Origin of the sequence: Streptomyces sp. NPDC051207 (assembly GCF_040682395.1) — a bacterium.
GTDB lineage: Bacteria > Actinomycetota > Actinomycetes > Streptomycetales > Streptomycetaceae > Streptomyces.
Genome location: NZ_JBFBAX010000003.1, coordinates 191,409 through 211,008 on the forward strand (window position 1 = coordinate 191,409; position 19,600 = coordinate 211,008).

At 71.3% G+C, this 19,600-nt stretch carries 16 protein-coding genes; 7 read left to right on the forward strand and 9 right to left on the reverse strand.

Translation table 11 applies throughout. From position 1 onward, the window contains the following. Positions 1 to 81: 81 nt before the first annotated feature. Positions 82 to 3,168, reverse strand: a complete 3,087-nt coding sequence (gene uvrA, locus AB0M97_RS04405) for an excinuclease ABC subunit UvrA (protein WP_365959207.1) — start codon at positions 3,166 to 3,168, stop codon at positions 82 to 84. A gap of 224 nt (positions 3,169 to 3,392) precedes the next feature. Here uvrA and AB0M97_RS04410 point away from each other — a divergent pair, with 224 nt between their 5' ends. Together AB0M97_RS04410 and AB0M97_RS04415 are read left to right on the forward strand one after the other, a co-directional pair. After that, a complete protein-coding gene (locus AB0M97_RS04410; RefSeq protein ID WP_365959208.1) occupies positions 3,393 to 4,079 on the forward strand; it encodes a maleylpyruvate isomerase family mycothiol-dependent enzyme in 687 nt (228 codons plus the stop codon). Between the two features lie 53 nt (positions 4,080 to 4,132). Then, the gene (locus tag AB0M97_RS04415) at positions 4,133 to 4,789 is read left to right on the forward strand and encodes an MBL fold metallo-hydrolase (RefSeq protein WP_365959209.1); all 657 of its coding nucleotides are present in this window, start codon (positions 4,133 to 4,135) and stop codon (positions 4,787 to 4,789) included. A 125-nt stretch (positions 4,790 to 4,914) separates the two neighbouring features. Here AB0M97_RS04415 and aroQ read toward each other — a convergent pair whose 3' ends face one another. Continuing rightward, a complete protein-coding gene (aroQ, locus tag AB0M97_RS04420) occupies positions 4,915 to 5,388 on the reverse strand; it encodes a type II 3-dehydroquinate dehydratase (RefSeq protein ID WP_365959210.1) in 474 nt (157 codons plus the stop codon). A 234-nt stretch (positions 5,389 to 5,622) separates the two neighbouring features. On the opposite strand from aroQ, the gene AB0M97_RS04425 reads away from it, so the two are divergent. Next, positions 5,623 to 6,909 carry an MFS transporter gene (locus AB0M97_RS04425; RefSeq protein WP_365959211.1) on the forward strand — a complete coding sequence of 429 codons (1,287 nt, stop codon included), beginning with the start codon at positions 5,623 to 5,625 and terminating at the stop codon, positions 6,907 to 6,909. On the opposite strand, the gene AB0M97_RS04430 is transcribed toward AB0M97_RS04425, so the two are convergent. The 6 genes from AB0M97_RS04430 to AB0M97_RS04455 all read right to left on the reverse strand — a co-directional run bounded on the left by AB0M97_RS04430 (position 6,899) and on the right by AB0M97_RS04455 (position 15,326). Further along, positions 6,899 to 7,999 carry an ionic transporter y4hA gene (locus AB0M97_RS04430; RefSeq protein WP_365959212.1) on the reverse strand — a complete coding sequence of 367 codons (1,101 nt, stop codon included), beginning with the start codon at positions 7,997 to 7,999 and terminating at the stop codon, positions 6,899 to 6,901. The genes AB0M97_RS04425 and AB0M97_RS04430 overlap by 11 nt on opposite strands. A gap of 146 nt (positions 8,000 to 8,145) precedes the next feature. Further along, positions 8,146 to 9,147, reverse strand: a complete 1,002-nt coding sequence (locus AB0M97_RS04435; RefSeq protein WP_365959213.1) for a TerC family protein — start codon at positions 9,145 to 9,147, stop codon at positions 8,146 to 8,148. A gap of 283 nt (positions 9,148 to 9,430) precedes the next feature. Continuing rightward, entirely contained in the window at positions 9,431 to 11,434 is a 2,004-nt protein-coding gene (locus tag AB0M97_RS04440) for a TerD family protein (RefSeq protein ID WP_365959214.1), read from the reverse strand. Positions 11,435 to 11,502: 68 nt separating this feature from the next. Next, positions 11,503 to 12,081, reverse strand: a complete 579-nt coding sequence (locus AB0M97_RS04445) for a TerD family protein (protein WP_365959215.1) — start codon at positions 12,079 to 12,081, stop codon at positions 11,503 to 11,505. Between the two features lie 205 nt (positions 12,082 to 12,286). Then, positions 12,287 to 14,434, reverse strand: coding sequence for an excinuclease ABC subunit UvrB (gene uvrB, locus AB0M97_RS04450; RefSeq protein WP_365959216.1), 2,148 nt, complete (start codon positions 14,432 to 14,434; stop codon positions 12,287 to 12,289). A 40-nt stretch (positions 14,435 to 14,474) separates the two neighbouring features. Next, positions 14,475 to 15,326 carry an MHYT domain-containing protein gene (locus tag AB0M97_RS04455; RefSeq protein WP_365959217.1) on the reverse strand — a complete coding sequence of 284 codons (852 nt, stop codon included), beginning with the start codon at positions 15,324 to 15,326 and terminating at the stop codon, positions 14,475 to 14,477. Positions 15,327 to 15,607: 281 nt separating this feature from the next. Between AB0M97_RS04455 and AB0M97_RS04460 the strand changes: the two genes are divergently transcribed. Further along, entirely contained in the window at positions 15,608 to 16,480 is an 873-nt protein-coding gene (locus tag AB0M97_RS04460) for a glycerophosphodiester phosphodiesterase family protein (RefSeq protein WP_365959218.1), read from the forward strand. Between the two features lie 54 nt (positions 16,481 to 16,534). Further along, positions 16,535 to 17,089, forward strand: coding sequence for a methylated-DNA--[protein]-cysteine S-methyltransferase (locus AB0M97_RS04465; RefSeq protein WP_365959219.1), 555 nt, complete (start codon positions 16,535 to 16,537; stop codon positions 17,087 to 17,089). Between the two features lie 9 nt (positions 17,090 to 17,098). Here AB0M97_RS04465 and AB0M97_RS04470 read toward each other — a convergent pair whose 3' ends face one another. Further along, on the reverse strand, positions 17,099 to 17,527 hold the full coding sequence (locus AB0M97_RS04470) for a VOC family protein (RefSeq protein WP_365959220.1): 429 nt from the start codon (positions 17,525 to 17,527) through the stop codon (positions 17,099 to 17,101). A gap of 99 nt (positions 17,528 to 17,626) precedes the next feature. On the opposite strand from AB0M97_RS04470, the gene AB0M97_RS04475 reads away from it, so the two are divergent. Then, the gene (locus tag AB0M97_RS04475) at positions 17,627 to 18,535 is read left to right on the forward strand and encodes a pseudouridine-5'-phosphate glycosidase (protein WP_365959221.1); all 909 of its coding nucleotides are present in this window, start codon (positions 17,627 to 17,629) and stop codon (positions 18,533 to 18,535) included. Continuing rightward, the gene (locus AB0M97_RS04480; RefSeq protein ID WP_365959222.1) at positions 18,532 to 19,449 is read left to right on the forward strand and encodes a sugar kinase; all 918 of its coding nucleotides are present in this window, start codon (positions 18,532 to 18,534) and stop codon (positions 19,447 to 19,449) included. Before AB0M97_RS04475 ends, AB0M97_RS04480 begins: the two co-directional genes overlap by 4 nt. Positions 19,450 to 19,600 lie beyond the last annotated feature (151 nt).

Sequence of the window (19,600 nt, forward strand, 5' to 3'; positions counted from 1 at the left end):
GGTTCGGCGACGCGGCAACGCGGCGCGCCCCACGGGCGGTTGGGCCCCTGGGACGCGCCGCGGTGTGCGGGTGGGGCGGGCTCAGGCCTTGCGGGCCCGGGTCGCCTTCTTCGCGGGTGCCGCCTTCTTGGTGGCGCCGTCGGCGGCCTTCTCCGTGCCGTCGACGCTGTCGACCGTCGTGGTGGCGGTCCTCCTGGCGGTGGACTTGGCGGCCGAGGTCTTGGCCACCGTCTTGCCTGCCGCCGCCTTTCCTGCCGCCGTCTTGCCTGCGGTCGCCTTCGCCGTCGTCCGCCTGCGTGCCGCCGGGACCGGGGCGTCGCTGATCCGGTCGGCGTCCAGGATGTCCCGCAGGAACTTGCCGGTGTGGCTGGTGGTGACACCGGCGACCTGCTCGGGCGTGCCCTCGGCGACGACCAGGCCGCCGCCCGCACCGCCCTCGGGGCCCATGTCGATGAGCCAGTCGGCGGTCTTGATCACGTCGAGGTTGTGCTCGATGACGATGACCGTGTTGCCCTTGTCCACCAGGCCGTTCAGCACTGTGAGCAGCTTGCTGATGTCCTCGAAGTGCAGGCCGGTGGTCGGCTCGTCCAGGACGTAGACCGTGCGGCCGGTGGAGCGCTTCTGCAGCTCGCTGGCGAGCTTCACGCGCTGCGCCTCACCGCCGGACAGGGTGGTCGCGGACTGGCCGAGCCGGACGTAGCCGAGACCGACGTCGTGCAGCGTCCTGAGGTGCCGGGAGATCGCCGGAACGGCTTCGAAGAAGTGCATCGCCTCTTCGATCGGCATGTTCAGGACGTCGGCGATGGACTTGCCCTTGTAGTGCACCTCCAGGGTTTCCCGGTTGTACCGGGCGCCGTGGCAGACCTCGCACGGCACGTACACGTCCGGGAGGAAGTTCATCTCGATCTTGATCGTGCCGTCACCGGAGCAGTTCTCGCAGCGGCCGCCCTTGACGTTGAAGGAGAACCGGCCCGGCATGTAGCCGCGGACCTTCGCCTCGGTCGTCTCGGCGAACAGCTTGCGGATGTGGTCGAAGACGCCGGTGTACGTCGCCGGGTTGGACCGCGGGGTGCGGCCGATGGGCGACTGGTCGACGTGCACCACCTTGTCCACGAGGTCGTCGCCGTCCACGCGCGTGTGCCGGCCGGGAACGCTCCTCGCGCCGTTCAGCTCGCGGGCCAGGTGCGTGTACAGGATGTCGTTGACCAGGGTGGACTTGCCGGACCCGGACACACCGGTGACCGCGGTGAACACGCCCAGCGGGAAGGACACGTCGATGTCCCTGAGGTTGTTCTCGCGGGCGCCGTGCACGGTCAGCTGCCGGGACGGGTCGCGCGGGCGGCGCACCTCGGGCAGCGGGATGGCCTTGCGGCCGGACAGGTACTGGCCGGTCTGCGACTCGGTGTTGGCCAGCAGTTCCTTCAGGGAGCCGCTGTGCACGACCTTGCCGCCGTGCTCACCGGCGCCGGGGCCGATGTCGACGATCCAGTCGGCGGTCTTGATGGTGTCCTCGTCGTGCTCCACGACGATGAGCGTGTTGCCCATGTCGCGCAGCCGGACCAAGGTTTCGATCAGCCGGTGGTTGTCGCGCTGGTGCAGCCCGATGGACGGCTCGTCCAGGACGTACAGCACGCCGACGAGACCGGAGCCGATCTGGGTGGCGAGGCGGATGCGCTGGGCCTCGCCGCCGGACAGCGTGCCGGCCGCGCGGTTCAGCGAGAGGTAGTCCAGGCCGACGTCGACCAGGAACCGCAGCCGCTCGTTGACCTCCTTCAGCACGCGCTCCGCGATCTTCTTGTCGCGGTCGCTGAGCTTCAGCTCGGCCAGGAAGTCGGCGCAGTCGCTGATGGACATCGCGGCGACCTCGGCGATGGACTTGCCCATGATCGTGACCGCGAGGACGATCGGCTTCAGCCGCGAGCCCTCACAGGACGGACAGGGCACCTCGCGCATGTAGCCCTCGAAGCGCTCGCGGCTGGCGTCGCTCTCGGCCTCGCTGTGCCGGCGCTTCACGAACGGGACGGCGCCCTCGAACGGCGTGGTGTACCGGCGCTCGCGGCCGTACCTGTTGCGGTAGCGCACCTCGATCTGGGTCTTGTGGCCGTGCAGCAGGGCCTTCTTGGCGCGCTGCGGCAGACCGGCGAAGGGGATGTCCGTGCGGAAGCCGAGCGCGTCCGCGAGGGCGCCGACGAGGCGTCCGAAGTAGTCCTTCGTGTGACCGTGCGACCAGGGGTGGATGGCGCCCTCGTCCAGGGACTTGTCCGGGTCGGGGACGATCAGCTCGGGGTCGACCTCCATGCGCGTGCCGATGCCGGTGCACTCGGGGCAGGCACCGAAGGGCGAGTTGAAGGAGAAGGAGCGGGGCTCCAGCTCCTCGAAGGACAGGTCGTCGTACGCGCAGTACAGGTGCTCCGAGTACATGCGCTCGCGCTCGGGGTCGTCCTCGGGGAGGTCCACGAAGTCGAGCACGACCATGCCGCCGGACAGCCCGAGGGCGGTCTCCACGGAGTCGGTGAGCCGCCGCTTGGCGGACTCCTTCACCGTGAGGCGGTCGATGACCACCTCGATGGTGTGCTTCTCCTGCTTCTTCAGCGTGGGCGGCTCGGAGAGCTGGACGGTCTCGCCGTCCACACGCGCGCGGGAGTAGCCCTTGGTCTGGAGGTCGGCGAAGAGGTCGACGAACTCCCCCTTGCGCTCGCGGACGAGCGGCGACAGCACCTGGAAGCGGCTGCCCTCCGGCAGCTCCAGCACCTTGTCCACGATGGCCTGCGGCGACTGGCGCGAGATCGGACGGCCGCACTCCGGGCAGTGCGGCTTGCCGATGCGCGCGAACAGCAGACGCAGGTAGTCGTAGACCTCGGTGATGGTGCCGACCGTCGAGCGCGGGTTGCGCGAGGTCGACTTCTGGTCGATGGAGACCGCCGGGGAGAGGCCCTCGATGAAGTCCACGTCCGGCTTGTCCATCTGGCCGAGGAACTGCCGGGCGTAGGAGGAGAGCGACTCCACGTAGCGGCGCTGGCCCTCGGCGAAGATCGTGTCGAAGGCCAGGGAGGACTTGCCCGACCCGGACAGGCCCGTGAAGACGATGAGCGAGTCACGAGGCAGGTCGAGCGAGACGTTCTTCAGGTTGTGCTCGCGCGCGCCACGGACGATGAGACGGTCGGCCACGCCGGTCCGCACCTTTCTTGAGAGAAGTGACAGGGGCGGGGCCCCCGTGCTTTCTCAGACTAGGGGGAGCCACTGACAACGCGGGTCGGATTCCCGGTCGCTTAACAATCCCCGACCATCCAGCATGCCCGACGCCGCACTCGACCATATAGCACGGGCATTCGATTACCGGGCTCGGTTCGTCACCTTCACCCGAAGGAGTGGCGGGGACTAGGGTCAGCACCATGATTGATCACGCTCATGACCTGGCGTCTGTACGTGACGCGACCGAGCGGCTGCTCACCGCCATCGGCACACTGGACGACGCCTCCGTGACCGAACCCTCACGGCTGCCCGGCTGGACCCGCGGCCACGTCCTCGCCCACCTCGCCCGCAACGCGGACGCCCTGGTGAACGTCCTGCGGGGCCGGCCCATGTACGTCTCCGCCGAGGCCCGGGACGCCGACATCGACCAGGGCGCCCCTCGCGCGCTGGACGTCCAGCTCACCGACCTGCGCGACAGCGCCGCCCGCTTCCAGGAGGTGGGGGCCGAGCCGGCCGACTGGTCGCGCACCGTGGAGCTGCGCAACGGCGTGACGGACACGGCGGCCCGGGTGCCGTTCCGGCGCTGGGTCGAGGTGGAGCTGCACCACGTGGACCTCGGGATCGGCTACGAGCTGGAGGATCTCCCGGAGGAGTTCGTTCAGCGGGAGATCGAGTTCCTCGCCGACCGCTTCACCGGGCACCCCGACGTGCCGCCCACCCGTCTGACGGACGGCACGCACGCGTGGCGCACGGGCCGGGAGGCCGGCGAGCCGCGGATCACCGTCACGGGGTCGCCCGCCGACCTGCTCGGCTGGCTCGCCGGCCGGCGCGACGGGTCGGGGCTCACGGTGGAGGGCGGCCCGCTGCCCGCGCTCCCGCCGCTGTAGCCGTCTCCCGGTGGGCCCGTTCCGCCGGCCTCCCCGGCGATAGGCTGACGCGCATGACGTACAGCGGAGAGGTCACGGTCGGCGGGCCCGCCGACGTGCACGAACTCGCAGACCTGATGATCACCAAGGTCGCGGTCGGCCCCATGAACAACAACGCCTACCTGCTGCGCTGCCGGGCCACCGACGAGCAGTTGCTGATCGACGCGGCCAACGACGCGGACACGCTGTTGGGCACCATCGGTGACGACGGCATCGCCTCCGTCGTCACCACCCACCGGCACGGCGACCACTGGCAGGCGCTCGCCGAGGTCGTGGCCGCCACCGGCGCCCGCACCTACGCGGGCCGGTACGACGCGGAGGGCATCCCCGTACCGACCGACGTCCTCGTCGACGACGGCGACGTCATCCGGTTCGGGCGCGTGCAGCTCACGGCGCGCCACCTGACCGGGCACACGCCGGGCTCGATCGTCCTCGTCTACGACGACCCGCACGGCCACCCGCACCTGTTCACCGGCGACTGCCTCTTCCCGGGCGGCGTGGGCAACACGTTCAAGGACCCGAAGGCGTTCGCCAGTCTGATCCACGACGTGGAGACCAAGATTTTCGACGTGCTGCCGGACGAGACCTGGGTCTACCCGGGGCACGGCAACGACACCTCACTCGGCGCGGAGCGCCCGCACCTGCCGGAGTGGCGCGCACGCGGTTGGTGAACGCCGCGGCGCGCGCCCCGGGTGGAACACCTCTCAGATGTCCGCGCCCCGCGCGCACCCGGCGTACGGGCGCACGCGGTCCACAGGGCGGCAACCCGGTCGCCCCGCGTGATCCTTAGGAGCGCCTACGTGGCGGCCTGCCCGGCCCCGGCCAGCGCCGCCACCCGCTCCACGGCGAACACGTACCCCTGCACCCCGCACCCCGCGATGACCCCGTCGGCGCGCAGCGACACGTAGGAGTGGTGCCGGAACGGCTCCCGCCGGTGGATGTTGGAGATGTGCACCTCCAGCACCGGCAGCCCGTCGCAGGCGTTGAGCGCGTCCAGGATCGCGACGGAGGTGTGCGAGTAGGCGCCGGGGTTGATCACGAGCCCGCAGTGGTGCAGACGTGCCTCGTGGATCCAGTCGACCAGCTCACCCTCGTGGTTGGACTGGCGCAGGTCCACCGTGCCGCCGTGCGCGGCCGCCGCCTTGGCGCACATCGCCTGGACGTCGGCGAGGGTGTCGGAGCCGTAGATCTCCGGCTGACGCTGCCCGAGCAGGTTGAGGTTGGGGCCGTTGAGGATCATGATCGGGGCGCTGGCCAGGGTGCGGGGCACGGTTCCTCCGGTCCTTCGGGGTCGGGCCGCCCGGCGACGGCCCTGCTCGGCACCGGTCTATCACGGTGCGCGCAGGCGGCAGCCGGCGTCGTCCCAGTCGGCACGGACTGTCCTGCCCGGCGCGTCCGCGGCACATACCCGCATGTCCCCCACGCCTGCGCGCCCCCGTAACCGTTGATCACCGTGGGTAGTTGACCGTGCATGCACGACGTACGCACCGTGAGGGCGCCCTCCATGCTCCGGACGGCCACCGCCTCGCTCGCCGGCACGGCCATCGAGTTCTACGACTTCTTCGTCTACGGCACCGCAGCGGCGCTGGTCCTGGGACCGCTGTTCTTCCCGACGTTCTCGCCGCTCGCGGGGACGCTGGCCGCGTTCGGCACGTTCGGCGTCGGGTTCGTCGCGCGACCGCTCGGCTCGGTGCTGTTCGGGCACATCGGCGACCGGCACGGGAGGCGGCCGGTGCTGGTGGCGTCGCTGCTGCTGACGGGCGCCTCGACGGTCGCGGTCGGCTGTGTGCCGACGTACGACACGATCGGCGTGGCCGCCCCCGTGCTGCTGCTGGTGCTGCGGTTTCTGCAAGGACTCGGGCTCGGCGGGGAGTGGGGCGGCGCGGTCCTGCTGACCGTGGAACACGCGCCCGCCCACCGGCGCGTGCTCTGGTCGAGCTTCCCGCAGGCCGGGCCCGCGCTGGGCTTCCTGCTCGCCAACGGCGTGGTGCTCGGCCTGTCGGCGTCGCTGTCCGCGGCGCAGTTCGCCGACTGGGGCTGGCGGGTGCCGTTCTGGGCGGCGGGGGTGCTCGCGGTGGCGGGTCTGTGGTTGCGTTCCTCGCTCGCCGAGAGTCCCGGCTTCCTCGGCATCGACGACCACGCGCGCGTGCCGCTGGTCGAGGTGGTGCGCGACCACTGGCGCCTCGTCCTGCTGACGGCCGGAGCCCTCGCCGTCGGATACGCCGTCTTCTACGCGGTGACGACCTGGTCGCTCGCCTACGCCACCGAACGGCTCGGGGTGAGCCGCGGGGCCGTGCTGACCTGCATCATGGCGGCGGTGCTGGTGAAGGGCGTGCTCACCCCGGTCGCGGCGCTCGTCGGCGACCGCTTCGGACGACGGCCGATGTGCATGCTGGGGTGCGCGGCCGCCGCCTTGTGGATGTTCCCGATGGTCGCGCTGCTGTCCACCGGGGCGCCGCTGCAGATGTTCCTCGGCTTCCTCGGCGCGATGCTCGCGTTCCTCACGATGTTCGCCGTGATCGCCGCCTATCTTCCCGAGCTGTACGAGCCGCGGGTGCGCTGCACGGGCGCCGCGGTCGGCTACAACCTCGGCGGGGTTCTCGGGGGCGCGCTCACGCCGATCGTGGCGACGGCGCTGGCCGAGCAGGGCGGCCGGGTCCCCTGGGGCGTGGCCGCGTATCTGACGGGGGTCGCACTGGTCAGCCTGGCGTGCTTCGCGCTGCTGCCGGAAACGCGCCCGGAGCCGTCGCCGGCGGCGAAAGTCGCGTCCTCGCCCGCCGCTAGGGGTTGATCGCGAGCTCCAGATACGCCGCCAACAGCACCAGGTGGACCCCTCCCTGGAGCGGCGTGGCCCGGCCCGGCACCACCGTGAGGGAGCCCACCGCCACGGTGAGGGCGAGCAGCACCATGTGGGTGGCACCGAGGCCGAGGACGAGCGGGCCGGACAGCCAGACGGTGGCCAGGGCGACGGCGGGGACGGTCAGGCCGATGCTGGCCATGGCGGAGCCGAAGGCGAGGTTGAGGCTGGTCTGCACCCGGTCGCGGCGGGCGGCACGCAGCGCGGCGATGGTCTCGGGCAGGAGGACGAGCAGTGCGATGACGACGCCCACGACGGCGTGCGGCAGACCGGCCGCGCCCACGCCGGACTCGATGGTGGGCGACACTCCCTTGGCCAGTCCGACCACGCCGATCAGCGCGAGTCCGAGCAGCCCCAGGCTGATCAGGGCGGTGCGGGGCCCGGGTGCCAAGGCGTGGCCGTCCACGTCGATGACGCCGCCCTGCCGGGCGACGGGCAGGAAGTAGTCGCGGTGCCGCACGGTCTGGGTGGCCACGAACAGGCCGTACAGGGTCAGTGAGGACACCGCGGCGAAGGTCAGCTGGACGCCGGAGAACTCCGGGCCCGGCCTGCTCGTGGTGAACGTCGGCAGCACCAGGCTGAGCGTGGCCAGGGTCGCCACCGTCGCCAGTGCGGCGCCCGCGCCCTCGGAGTTGAAGACGGCGGTTCTGTGGCGCAGCGAGGCGGACAGCAGGCTCAGGCCGACGATGCCGTTGCAAGTGATCATCACGGCCGCGAAGACCGTGTCCCTGGCCAGGGTCGAGGACGTGCCGCCGCTGTCAACCATGAGGGTGACGATCAGGGCGACCTCGATGATCGTGACGGCGACGGCGAGGACCAGTGAGCCGAACGGTTCGCCGACCCGGTGCGCGACCACTTCCGCGTGGTGCACGGCGGCCAGCACCGCCCCCGCGAGGGTCACCGTGACGAGCGCGACGACGGCGCCGGGCAGGTCGCGTCCCCAGGTGAGGACCAGCAGGACGACCGCGAGCACGGGCACGGCGGTCGTCCACCGAGTCACGAGCGCCCGGAGCCGAGTGACCATGCGGCGATCGTCGCAGAGGCGGTGGTGACCCGCACTCCGGCGACGATCACTCACCGGGAGCGGCGGGCGGTGGTCCCTCCCGTCCGCTCCCGGTGCCGCATGCGCGGTCGGTCTCCGGGCCGCTGTCGCTCCGGCGACCGGTGCCGTCAGGCGTCGACGCTGTCCTTCGGCACGCCGCCGTCCCCGCCCTGCGCGGCGTCGGCCGCAGCCTGCTTCCTGGAGGCCCGCAGGCTGGTGATCGTGGTGACGATCAGCACCGAGCAGATGACGCCGAGGGAGACCGGGATGCTGATCTCCGGGACGTGGACCCCGGACTCGTGCAGGGCGTGCAGCACCAGCTTGACGCCGATGAAACCGAGGATGATCGACAGGCCGTAGCTGAGGTGGACCAGCTTCTTCAGCAGGCCGCCTATGAGGAAGTACAGCTGCCGCAGACCCATCAGCGCGAACGCGTTGGCGGTGAACACGATGTACGGGTCCTGCGTCAGTCCGAAGATCGCCGGGATCGAGTCGAGCGCGAAGAGCACGTCCGTGGTGCCGATCGCGAGCATGACGACCAGCATCGGCGTCATGACCCGCTTGCCGTTCTCCTGGATCCACAGCTTGGTGCCGTGGTAGCGGTCGGCCACGCCGAAGCGGCGCTCGGCGGCCTTCAGCAGCTTGTTCTCCTCGTACTCCTCGTCCTCCTGGTCGGCCCTGGCCTCCTGGATGAGCTTCCAGGCGGTCCAGATGAGGAAGGCGCCGAAGAGGTAGAACACCCAGGAGAAGCTGGCGAGGATGGCGGCGCCCGCGGCGATGAAGACGGCCCGCAGGACCAGGGCTATGAGCACGCCGATGAGGAGCACCCGCTGCTGGTACTGCGACGGCACCGCGAACTTCGCCATGATCAGGACGAAGACGAAGAGGTTGTCGACGCTCAGCGACTTCTCGGTGATGAAGCCGGCGAAGAACTCACCCGCGGGCTGCCCGCCGCCGAAGACGAGCAGTCCGAGCCCGAAGAGGACGGCCAGGACGATCCAGACGACCGTCCAGATTCCGGCTTCCTTGATCGATACGTCGTGCGGCTTGCGGCCGATGAAGAAGTCGACCGCGATCAGGGCGGCAAGGCCCACAACGGTCAGGACCCACAGGGTCAGGGAAACATGCACTGCGCCTCCGGCAGTCGTAACGGCAAATGTCAGCGTCGTCGCTGCCGGAGGTCTCTTCCACCCCGGGCGACCGGAGCGCGTGAAGCGCCCGGAACCCACGGGCCGACGCCCCGGGATCTGGCCAGATCCGTATTGACGGGTACGCCGCAGCAGACAGGGAGTACTCCCCTCCGTACGGAAAACGGTACCCCAATCCTCAAGGAAAGGTAAAGAGGTAAGTAAAAGAAAAGCCAAGTTACCTGGTGGGAGGCGCTTTACGCGTGCTTGGTGCAGGCCGTGGACGTCACCGCTTCCAGGCGCGGCGGGCCGCCGCGACCTGGCTGAGCACCTGCTGGAGCACCTGGCTGCCGCCCGGCGGCATGGAGGGCTCGAACGTCCAGGCGTGCCCCACCCACGGGTCCGCCAGGTGATCGTCGGGCACGGGCGTCAGTCGCAGCAGCGAACGCCACAGCGGGTCGAGCAAAGGCCCGTAGCCGGCGGACTCCTCCCGGTCGGCGACCATCATCAGATGGACACCGACGGCCGGCCCCTCGTCGGCGAGGTACCGCAGCTGGTTCACGGCCCGGTCGTCGAAACCGTGCGGGAAGTCGTTGACGACGAGGAGTTGCTGGGCCAGGTCCAGGTCGGGCGGGAGCGCGTCGGCCGCACCGCCGCGCACCGCCATCTGCACCAGGTCCACGCGCTGCGTGAGCCGTGCCAGGACGTCCGCGACACCGGTCGCGCCCTGCGCGGGCGGGCTGGCGAGCACCCCGCTCCGCACCAGCGGTGCCAGGGGCTGCGCTCCCGAGCCGGCCGGGTCGATGACGTGCACGGAGAAGTCGCCCGCGGGGTGGACCGCGAGCAGCCGCGCGACGTGCGCCACCGCGGACTCCAGCGCCAGCCGGTGCAGCTCGTGCGAGTCGGTGAAGGTGCCGTCCGGCGAACCGGCCCGGCCGCTGTCCAGCCACAGCCCGCGCTCCAGCGGCAGCCGGACCAGCATCGGGATGCGCACCTGGGTGGCCTCGGGCACGTGGAGGTCGCCCAGCCGCAGGGCCATGGGCATCTCCATGGGCACGCGGTAGCCGTGCCAGACGGGGCTGTCCCAGCGGGCGAACGCGGCCGGCAGCGCGGGCTCGACGACTTGGGCCTCGTCGGTGAGCTGGGCGAGGTCCCGGTCGAGGGCCTCTCTGGCCTGCGTGACGAGCTGGGTGTGCCGGGCGCGGGCGGCCTCGCGCGCGGCGTCGCCCTGCCCGCCGATCCGGCTGCGCGGATCGGACAGCACCTGGTCGAGTTCCTTCTCCATGCGGGAGTCGGCGAAGTCGACGGCGCTGCGGTACGCGGCGGTCGTGCGGGCCAGGTCCTCGAACATGCCCCACACCTGGTTGTAGAGCCGCTCGTCCATGGACCAGCCGGTGGCGTCGCCCGCGACGGGCCGCGCGGGCTGCCCGGGCTGGGCCGGGGGCGCGGTCGGCGGGGGCGGCGGCGGGGCGGAGGTCTGCCGCCCCGGGTGGCTGTAGTTGACCGGACCGCCCGCGGTGGGCATCGACGGCTGGGGGCCGCCGGACTGATCCGCCCCGCCGGGGTACGCCGGCTGCGGGCCGGGCGCGCCCTGATGGCCGTACGGCGATGCCTGCGTGGCGGGGGCGCCCTGCGTGGCGGGGCCGGCGTGGTCCGGTCCGGGTGCCTGGCCCGCCGTCTGCCGTGAGCGGTCGGTGTCCGCCGTGCGCGGCGGGGACGCCGACACCGAGCGGGCCAGGCCGCCGGCCACCGCCTCGTTGATGCCGGCGGAGAGCTGGTGGGCCTCGGCCATGCCCTGGTCGGTGAGGAGTTCGGCGAGGCCGCCCGCGTAGCCCTGGCCGACGGCTCGCACCTTCCAGGCGTCCAGCCGCCGGTACAGCTCCAGGGCGACGACGGCGGTCTCGGCGTCGAGGCCGGTGATGGTGTAGCTGGCGACCTCCGTGCCGTCGAGGCCGGTGACGGCCACGAAGGGGGCGGCCACGGCGCCGAAGCGGACCGGGCCTCCCCCGTCGGCGGGGGGCAGGGCGAGCAGCACGTTGACCCGGTGCACGGCGTCCGGCATGGCGTCCAGGTCCACCGCGAGGCGGTGGTCGGCCGCTGCCTGCCGGGACACCTCAAGACCCGGCAGGGCGGGTGTGCCCGGGTGGGCCACCCACTCCACTCCGTTGACCCGGCCGCCTTCGTCGCTGAGCGTGGCCGCGGCCACGATCGGCGTGCCGGCCGAGACCCGGATCTCGAGACGGGTCTGGGTGAGCGGGTGGTTCTGCCCCCGCACCAGCTCGGCCGTCATCGCCTTCCCCCTGTGTCACTCGTGTGATGTTGTGTACCGCTCGCCGGCCCCGGTCGGCCGGGCCGCCGTCAGAGCAGCGGCAGGATGGACGGCATCAGGTCCTGGAACGTGCGGCCGTTGGCCGGAGTGCCGAGGGCCGTCATCGTCCAGCCCGGGCCCGAGCGGTGCACCTTCGCCATGATCTGGGCCGTGTAGGCGCCGCCGCCGGCGAGCGTGTAACGGGCGAGCTCCTGGCCGTTGGTCTCGTCCACCAGACGGCAGAACGCGTTCTGCACCTCCTGGAAGGTCTGGCCCGTGAAGGAGTTCACGGTGAACACGAGCTGGTCGATGTGGACCGGGAGACGCTGCAGGTCGACGAGGATCGCCTCGTCGTCGCCGCCCTGGCCGACACCGCCGACGAGGTTGTCGCCGGTGTGGCGCACCGAGCCGTCGTCGCTCACCAGGTGGCGGAAGAAGACGACGTCGACCGGCTGCTTGTCCGCGAACAGAACGGCGGAGGCGTCCAGGTCGATCTCCCGCGTACGCGAACCGAACAGGCCGCGCCGGGGAGCCGCCTGCCAGCCGAGACCCATGCGCACCGCGGTCAGGCTGCCGCCGTCGCTCTTCTGCAGACTGATGGCCTGACCCTTGGTCATGTTGACGGTCACGCGCTGATTCCCCTCTCGAACTGTCCCCTGTTGCCGCGAAGTCGCGGTTGACCAGAACCCTACGCACGACCACTGACAGTGCCGTACCCCGGTCCGCACTTTGTGTCGCTCTTGCAACACAGCGCGGGCCGAGCGGGACCACCGGGGCCGATGGGCGGAGCCGGTGCCCGGGCGGCGACCGGCGCCGCCCGCGTGCGGCCTGCCGTCAGGCCAGGCCTGCCTCCTTCATCTGGCGCAATTCCTTCTTCATCTCGGAGACCTCGTCGCGCAGCCGGGCCGCGATCTCGAACTGGAGGTCCGCCGCGGCGGCACGCATGCGTGCGGTGAGATCCTCGATCTGCCCGGCGAGTTCGGCGGCGGGGCGGTCCGTGGGCACGGTGTCGGCCGCCTTGGCCTTCCCCTTGCCCCTGGCCGCCTTGCCGCCGGCCTGGTGGGCGCTCAGGGACGGCACCGGTGCCTTGGCGGCCTTGCCGTCCTTGGACTTGCGGTAGCCCGAGCCGAGCAGCTGTTCCGTGTCGACGTCCTCGCGGGCGATCTGCGCGACGATGTCGTTGATCTTCTTGCGCAGCGGCTGCGGGTCGATGCCGTTCGCCTTGTTGTACGCGACCTGTTTCTCCCGGCGCCGGTTGGTCTCGTCGATGGCCTTCTCCATCGCCGGGGTGATCTTGTCGGCGTACATGTGGACCTGGCCGGAGACGTTGCGCGCGGCGCGGCCGATGGTCTGGATGAGCGAGGTGCCGGAGCGCAGGAAGCCCTCCTTGTCGGCGTCCAGGATGGCCACCAGCGACACCTCGGGCAGGTCGAGGCCCTCCCTCAGGAGGTTGATGCCGACCAGGACGTCGTACTCGCCGCTGCGCAGTTCCCGCAGCAGTTCGACGCGGCGCAGGGTGTCGACGTCGCTGTGCAGGTAGCGGACCTGGATGCCGAGCTCCACGAAGTAGTCCGTGAGGTCCTCGGCCATCTTCTTGGTGAGGGTGGTGACCAGGACGCGCTCGTCCTTCTCGACGCGCTTGCGGATCTCGTGCACCAGGTCGTCGATCTGGCCCTCGGTGGGCTTGACGACGACCTCCGGGTCGACCAGGCCGGTCGGGCGGATGATCTGCTCGACGACGCCCTTCGAGCGGGACAGTTCGTACTGCCCCGGGGTGGCCGACAGGTAGACCGTCTGCCCGACGCGCTCCTGGAACTCCTCCCATTTCAGGGGGCGGTTGTCGAGGGCGGAGGGCAGCCGGAAGCCGTGGTCGACGAGGGTGCGCTTGCGGGAGGCGTCGCCCTCGTACATCGCGCCGATCTGCGGGACGGTGACGTGCGACTCGTCGATGACGAGGAGGAAGTCGTCCGGGAAGTAGTCCAGCAGGGTGTTGGGCGGGGAGCCGGGCAGGCGGCCGTCGAAGTGCATCGAGTAGTTCTCCACGCCGGAGCAGGAGCCGATCTGGCGGAGCATCTCGATGTCGTACGTGGTGCGCATCCGCAGGCGCTGGGCCTCCAGGAGTTTGCCCTGCGTCTCCAGCTCGGCCAGCCGCTCGGCCAGTTCCTTCTCGATGTCGTTGACGGCCCGCTCCATGCGCTCGGGACCGGCGACGTAGTGGGAGGCCGGGAAGACGTACAGCTGCTGGTCGTCGCTGATGATCTCGCCGGTGAGCGGGTGCAGCGTGGACAGCGCCTCGATCTCGTCGCCGAACATCTCGATGCGGACGGCGAGCTCCTCGTACACCGGGAAGATCTCGATGGTGTCGCCGCGGACGCGGAAGGTGCCGCGGGTGAACGCCATGTCGTTGCGCGTGTACTGGATGTCGACGAAGCGCCGCAGCAGGTGGTCCCGGTCGATCTCGTCGCCGACCCGGAGGGGCACCATCCGGTCCACGTACTCCTGCGGCGTGCCGAGGCCGTAGATGCAGGAGACCGAGGCGACCACAACGACGTCGCGGCGGGTGAGCAGCGAGTTCGTCGCGGAGTGGCGCAGGCGCTCGACCTCCTCGTTGATCGAGGAGTCCTTCTCGATGTAGGTGTCCGACTGCGGGACGTACGCCTCGGGCTGGTAGTAGTCGTAGTACGAGACGAAGTACTCGACGGCGTTGTTCGGCAGCAGCTCGCGGAACTCGTTCGCCAGCTGGGCGGCCAGCGTTTTGTTCGGCGCCATCACGAGCGTGGGACGCTGGAGCTTTTCGATCATCCACGCGGTGGTGGCGGACTTGCCGGTGCCGGTCGCGCCGAGCAGGACGACGTCCTTCTCGCCGGCTTCGATGCGCCGGGCGAGCTCGGCGATGGCCGCCGGCTGGTCGCCGCTGGGCTGGTAGGGGCTGACGACCTCGAAGGGCGCCACCGTGCGTTCGATCTTTGAAACGGGCCGCATGGAATCAACCGTACGACCCGCCACTGACAATGCGGCGTGATCAGCGGTTCTGCGGGGTTCCGACGCCGCGGACCCGCAGTGGCCGACGGGGGCGGCCGGGGTGGTGGACCACTTGGTCGGCCGGGACGCCCGGCTTGTCCTCGACGGCCGGGACGGCGACGCGCCCCATGACCATCAGCGGGTCGAAGATCACGACGACGCCGGCGAGGAAGAGGAAGGCGAGCGGGCCGAGCAGCATCGGCGCGAGCAGGGTCGCGGGCGACTCTCCCGTGGCGGGAGCGCCCGTGCCGTGCAGGTGGACACTGAGGGCGGCCATGCCCGTGTAGTGCATGCCGCTGACCGCGAGCCCCATCACGAGGCTGGCGCCCACGCTCCACAGGAAACCCTTGATCTGGCACGCCGCCCAGAGCGCGGCGGTGGCCGCGGCCATGGCAATGACGACGGACGCGGCGACGGTGGCCGTGTTGTACCGGAACTCGCCGTCGAGCTGCATCCCGGCCATGCCCAGGTAGTGCATCGAGGCGATGCCGAGGCCGGTGATGGTGCCTCCGGTGAACAGGGCCGTGCCCTTCGCGCCGCGGTAGCCGACGATGAAGATCCCGATGCCCACCATGAGGATGGCGACGCCCAGGCTCGCGTACGTCATCGGCTTGTCGTAGTGGATCGGCGCCTCTTCGACCGTGAACCCCATCATGGCGACGAAGTGCATGGTCCAGATGCCGGAGCCGATCGCCGCCGACCCGAGGGCGAGCCAGCCGGGTCGCCACGACCGGGTCACCAGCAGCGATCTGGTGGTGCAGCGCAGGCCGAGGGCACCGCCGAGGCAGGCCATGAGGTACGCCACCAGCGGTGTGACGAGTCCGTAACTGAAGTCGTCGACCGTGCCTTGCATGCGCGGCTGCCCTTCCGCCTTTTTTACGTCCCGGATTCCCCCATTGTGTCCCCCCTCCCCGGACCGCCTGGGCGGTCGAGGTTGACGCAGAGAGTATGACGCCCACCGGAATGGTCGAACGACTATCCGGCAAAGAAACACGGCCTTGACCCACTTGTGCTGCCCAGGCGTGTGGAGTTGTGGCCCCGCCCTTCACCCCGTGGCCATCCTGCGCCCCTCTCCCGTTGACCGACAGCTGTCACAGTTGAGCTGTCCGTGATCGCTCGACGCGAGGAGTACGCATGCACGCGCGCGCAGTTGCCGCCACGACCACCGCGCTCCTGGGAACCGTCGCCGCTCTGTTGCCGGCTCCGGGCGCCGGGGCCGCCGAGGCCGGCCCGCCACGGGTGATCGCCCACCGGGGCGCTTCCGCGTACGCGCCGGAGAACACCCTGGCCGCCGTCGACAAGGCGGCCGAGCTGGGCTTCCGCTGGGTCGAGAACGACGTCCAGCGCACCAGGGACGGCAAGCTCGTCGTCATCCACGACGACAGCCTGGCCCGCACCACGAACGTCGAAGAGGTCTTCCCCGGCCGGGCCCCCTGGAAGGTGAAGGACTTCACCGCCGCCGAGATCGCACGGCTCGACGCGGGGAGCTGGTTCGGCCGCGCGTACGCGGGCGCGCGCGTGCCGACGCTGGAGCAGTACGTGCGCCGCGTGGACCAGCACCACCAGAAGCTGCTGCTGGAGATCAAGAACCCGCAGCTGTACCCCGGCATCGAGAGGCAGACCCTCAAGGTGCTCAGCAACGAGGGCTGGCTCGACCGGCGGCACGTGGCGGGCCGCCTGATCGTGCAGAGCTTCAGCGCGGACAGCGTGCGGACCGTCCACGAGCTGAAGCCCGCCGTCAAGACCGGATTCCTCGGTGCGCCGCCCGTGGCGGCCCTGCCCGCGTACGCCCGTTTCGCCGACCAGATCAACCCGTCGTACCGCTCGGTGTCCCTGGGATACGTGACCGCCGTCCAGGCCTTCACCGGGCCGCACGGCAGGCCGCTGGAGGTCTTCACCTGGACCGTCGACGACGCGGCCACCGCCCAGCGGGTCGCCGGGTACGGAGTCGACGGGATCATCACCAACAAGCCGGACGTGGTGCGGGCGGCGGTGGACGGCGACTGACCCGCACCGGGCGGCCGGCGGGGCGTTGTCAGTGGCGGATCGTACGGTGGGCGCATGGACAGCCATGGGCAGGCGGAGCAGCAGGCCGTGTGGACCGTCGTCGGCACCGACATCGGTCCGCTGCTGCTCGCCGCGACACGTGAGGGCCTGGTCAACGTCGTGTTCCACGCCGCGGACGCGGTGCGCGACCGGGCGCTCGGCCGACTCGCGTCCCGGCTGGGCGGCCGGCCCGTCGAGGCGCCCGGCTCCCCCTTGCTGGCCGAGGCGATATCGCAGGTCGAGGCGTACTTCGCGGGCCGTCGGCGCGCCTTCGAGCTGCCGCTGGACTGGTCGCTGATCTCGGGCTTCAACCGCCAGGTGCTGCGCGAGCTGGCGGCCGGCGTGCCGTACGGCGCGGTCGTCGGCTACGGCGACCTCGCCAGGCGGGTCGGCCAGCCGGGGGCCGCCCAGGCGGTGGGCATGGCGATGGGCGCCAACCCCCTGCCGGTGGTGGTGCCCTGCCACCGGGTCGTGGAGAGCGACGGCGGCATCGGGGGCTTCGGCGGCGGGCTGGAGACCAAGCGGAAGCTGCTCGCCCTGGAGGGTGTGCTGCCCGAGCCGCTGTTCTGACGGCCCGGATCAGGTGTAGTGCCGCGCTTCGAAGACGTTGCCGTCCGGGTCGCGGAAGTAGAAGCTGCGCCTGGCCATGCCCCGGGCGCCGTAGGCGTCGTGGGTGAAGTCCGACACGGGGACGGCCTGTCGTTCCAGGCGGTCGCGCAGCGCGTCGAAGTCGTCCGGTGCCAGGGCCAGGCAGACGTGGTTGACGGGGTGGCCCGCGCTGTCGGCGGCGCCCGGGACCATGGTCATGCGCTCCGCCATGGTGAGCGGCGCCAGATCGAAGATCGTCTCCTCGTTGAGCCGTACGGAGGGGAAGGACGCGGTTCCCGCGGCGTACTCGGTGACGCGCAGCGGTTCCATGCCGAGCGCCTTCTCGTAGAACTCGGCCGCTGCGACCGGGTCCCGCACCCAGAGGACGACGTGGTCGAGACGTGGCGTGTTGTCCGTCATGTCTCCAGGCTCATGCCGGTCCGCATCGACGGCAAGGGTTTGACCCGGTACGCCATCCGCCAGAGATGAGGGAAGACCGACAGAGCAGGAGGCAGTCGCGTGGTGCTGACGGTGTCCGAAGAGGTACGGGAGGCGATCGGCGCGGGCCGTCCGGTGGTGGCGCTGGAGTCCACGATCATCGCGCACGGTCTGCCGCGCCCCCGCAATCTCCAGGTGGCGCTGGAGCTGGAGGCGGCCGTACGGCAGGAGGGTGCCGTGCCCGCGACGATCGCCGTGCTGGACGGGCGGCCCCATGTCGGGTTGGACAAGGGGCAGTTGGAGCGTGTCGCCAACGAGGACGGGATCCGCAAGCTGGGGCACCGGGACCTGCCGCTCGCGGTGGCGTCGGGGGCGAGCGGCGCGACCACGGTGTCGGCGACGGCACTGCTGGCGGCTCTGGCGGGCGTACGGGTGTTCGCGACGGGCGGGCTGGGCGGTGTGCACCGGCAGTGGACCGTCACGCAGGACGAGTCGGCCGACCTGGGCTTGCTGGCGCGCACCCGGATCACGGTGGTGTGCGCGGGAGTGAAGTCGATCCTGGACGTGCCGGCGACGCTACAACGCCTGGAGACGCTGGGCGTCGCGGTCGCCGGGTACGGCACGGACCGTTTCCCGGGCTTCTATCTGTCGGACTCCGGTCACCCGGTGGACTGGAGACTCGACACGCCGGATCAGGTGGCGGACGTCATGCGGGCCCAGGACGCGCTCGGGGTGCCGGAGTCCGCGCTGATCGTCGCCAACCCGGTGCCGGAGGAGGAGCAACTCGACCCGGGGCTGCACGCGCGTGTGCTCGGCGAGGCGCTGAGCGCGTGTGGGGAGGAGGGAGTCACCGGGCAGGGCGTCACCCCGTTCCTGCTCGACTACCTGGTGCGGCACACCGACGGTGCCTCCCTGAGCGCCAATCTGGCCGCGGTGCGGGGCAACGTACGGCTTGCGGCACGGATCGCGGCGGCCTGGGCCGCGGCATGACCGGGCCGGGGGCGGGCGGTGCGCTGCTGGTCGTCGGGGACGTGATCACGGACGTCGTGGCCCGGCACCGGGGACCGCTCGCCGCGGGCACGGACACGGCTGCGGTGATCCGGCGGGTGCCGGGCGGCGCCGGAGCGAACGTGGCCTGCTGGGCGGCGCACTGGGGGTGCCCGGAGGTACGGATGTTCGGCCGGGTGGGTGCGGAGGCCGTGGCGTGGCACGAGCGGGAGCTCGCCGCGCACGGGGTGCTGCCGCGGCTGGTCGTCGATGAGCAGGCGCCGACGGGGACGGTGATCTGCCTGGTCGACACGGGCGCGGCGGCCGAACGGACGTTCCTGACCGACAGCGGCGCCTCCCTGCGGCTCGGGCCCGCCGACTGGTCGGAGGCGCTCCTCGACGGTGTCGGGCGCCTGCACCTGTCGGGCTATCTGCTGTTCTCCGAGCCGAGCCGTGCGCTGGTGGCGACGGCCGTGGCGTCGGCACGCGCGCGTGGCGTGCCGGTGAGCCTGGACCCGGCGTCCGCGGGCTTCATCAAGGACCTGGGGGCGGACCGGTTCCTGGCGCTCGTCGAGGACGTCGACGTGCTGCTGCCGAGCCGCGACGAGGCGTGTCTGCTGACGGGGCGGTCCGGGGCGGAGGACGCGGCGGCCGAGCTGAGCCGGCGCGTGCCGCTGGTGGTCGTCAAGCAGGGCGCGGACGGTGCGCTGGTGTCCCGCTCCGGCGGCATGTCGGCCCATGTCGCCGCCGTCCCCGCGACGCCTCGGGACACCACGGGTGCCGGGGACGCCTTCACGGGCGCGTTCCTGGCCGCGCTGCTCGCCGGCGCGGATGCGCAGGAGGCGGCGCGAGAGGGCTGCCGGGCGGGGGCGCGGGCGGTGGAGCGGGTGGGCGGCAGGCCGCCGGCACCGGGCTGACGGCGGGGAGGGACGGGTTGACCGGTCTCGGGGCCGTCCGCAAGGCGCGGGCAGGCCATGATCCGGGGGCCGTCCGCAAGATCCGGGCGGGTCATGAGCCCCGGGCCGTCCGCAAGGCCGGCGGGTCGTGATCCTGGGCCGTCCGCAGGGT

Excerpts from the sequence above, each read along its gene's own strand:
- AB0M97_RS04440 (WP_365959214.1), bottom strand. The coding sequence starts at position 11,434 with ATGACGGCCGAGCTGGTGCGGGGGCAGAACCACCCGCTCACCCAGACC.
- AB0M97_RS04425 (WP_365959211.1), top strand. The coding sequence starts at position 5,623 with ATGCTCCGGACGGCCACCGCCTCGCTCGCCGGCACGGCCATCGAGTTC.
- AB0M97_RS04470 (WP_365959220.1), bottom strand. The coding sequence starts at position 17,527 with ATGACGGACAACACGCCACGTCTCGACCACGTCGTCCTCTGGGTGCGG.
- AB0M97_RS04460 (WP_365959218.1), top strand. The coding sequence starts at position 15,608 with ATGCACGCGCGCGCAGTTGCCGCCACGACCACCGCGCTCCTGGGAACC.
- AB0M97_RS04430 (WP_365959212.1), bottom strand. The coding sequence starts at position 7,999 with ATGGTCACTCGGCTCCGGGCGCTCGTGACTCGGTGGACGACCGCCGTG.
- AB0M97_RS04480 (WP_365959222.1), top strand. The coding sequence starts at position 18,532 with ATGACCGGGCCGGGGGCGGGCGGTGCGCTGCTGGTCGTCGGGGACGTG.
- uvrB (WP_365959216.1), bottom strand. The coding sequence starts at position 14,434 with ATGCGGCCCGTTTCAAAGATCGAACGCACGGTGGCGCCCTTCGAGGTC.
- AB0M97_RS04455 (WP_365959217.1), bottom strand. The coding sequence starts at position 15,326 with ATGCAAGGCACGGTCGACGACTTCAGTTACGGACTCGTCACACCGCTG.
- AB0M97_RS04465 (WP_365959219.1), top strand. The coding sequence starts at position 16,535 with ATGGACAGCCATGGGCAGGCGGAGCAGCAGGCCGTGTGGACCGTCGTC.
- AB0M97_RS04410 (WP_365959208.1), top strand. The coding sequence starts at position 3,393 with ATGATTGATCACGCTCATGACCTGGCGTCTGTACGTGACGCGACCGAG.
- AB0M97_RS04415 (WP_365959209.1), top strand. The coding sequence starts at position 4,133 with ATGACGTACAGCGGAGAGGTCACGGTCGGCGGGCCCGCCGACGTGCAC.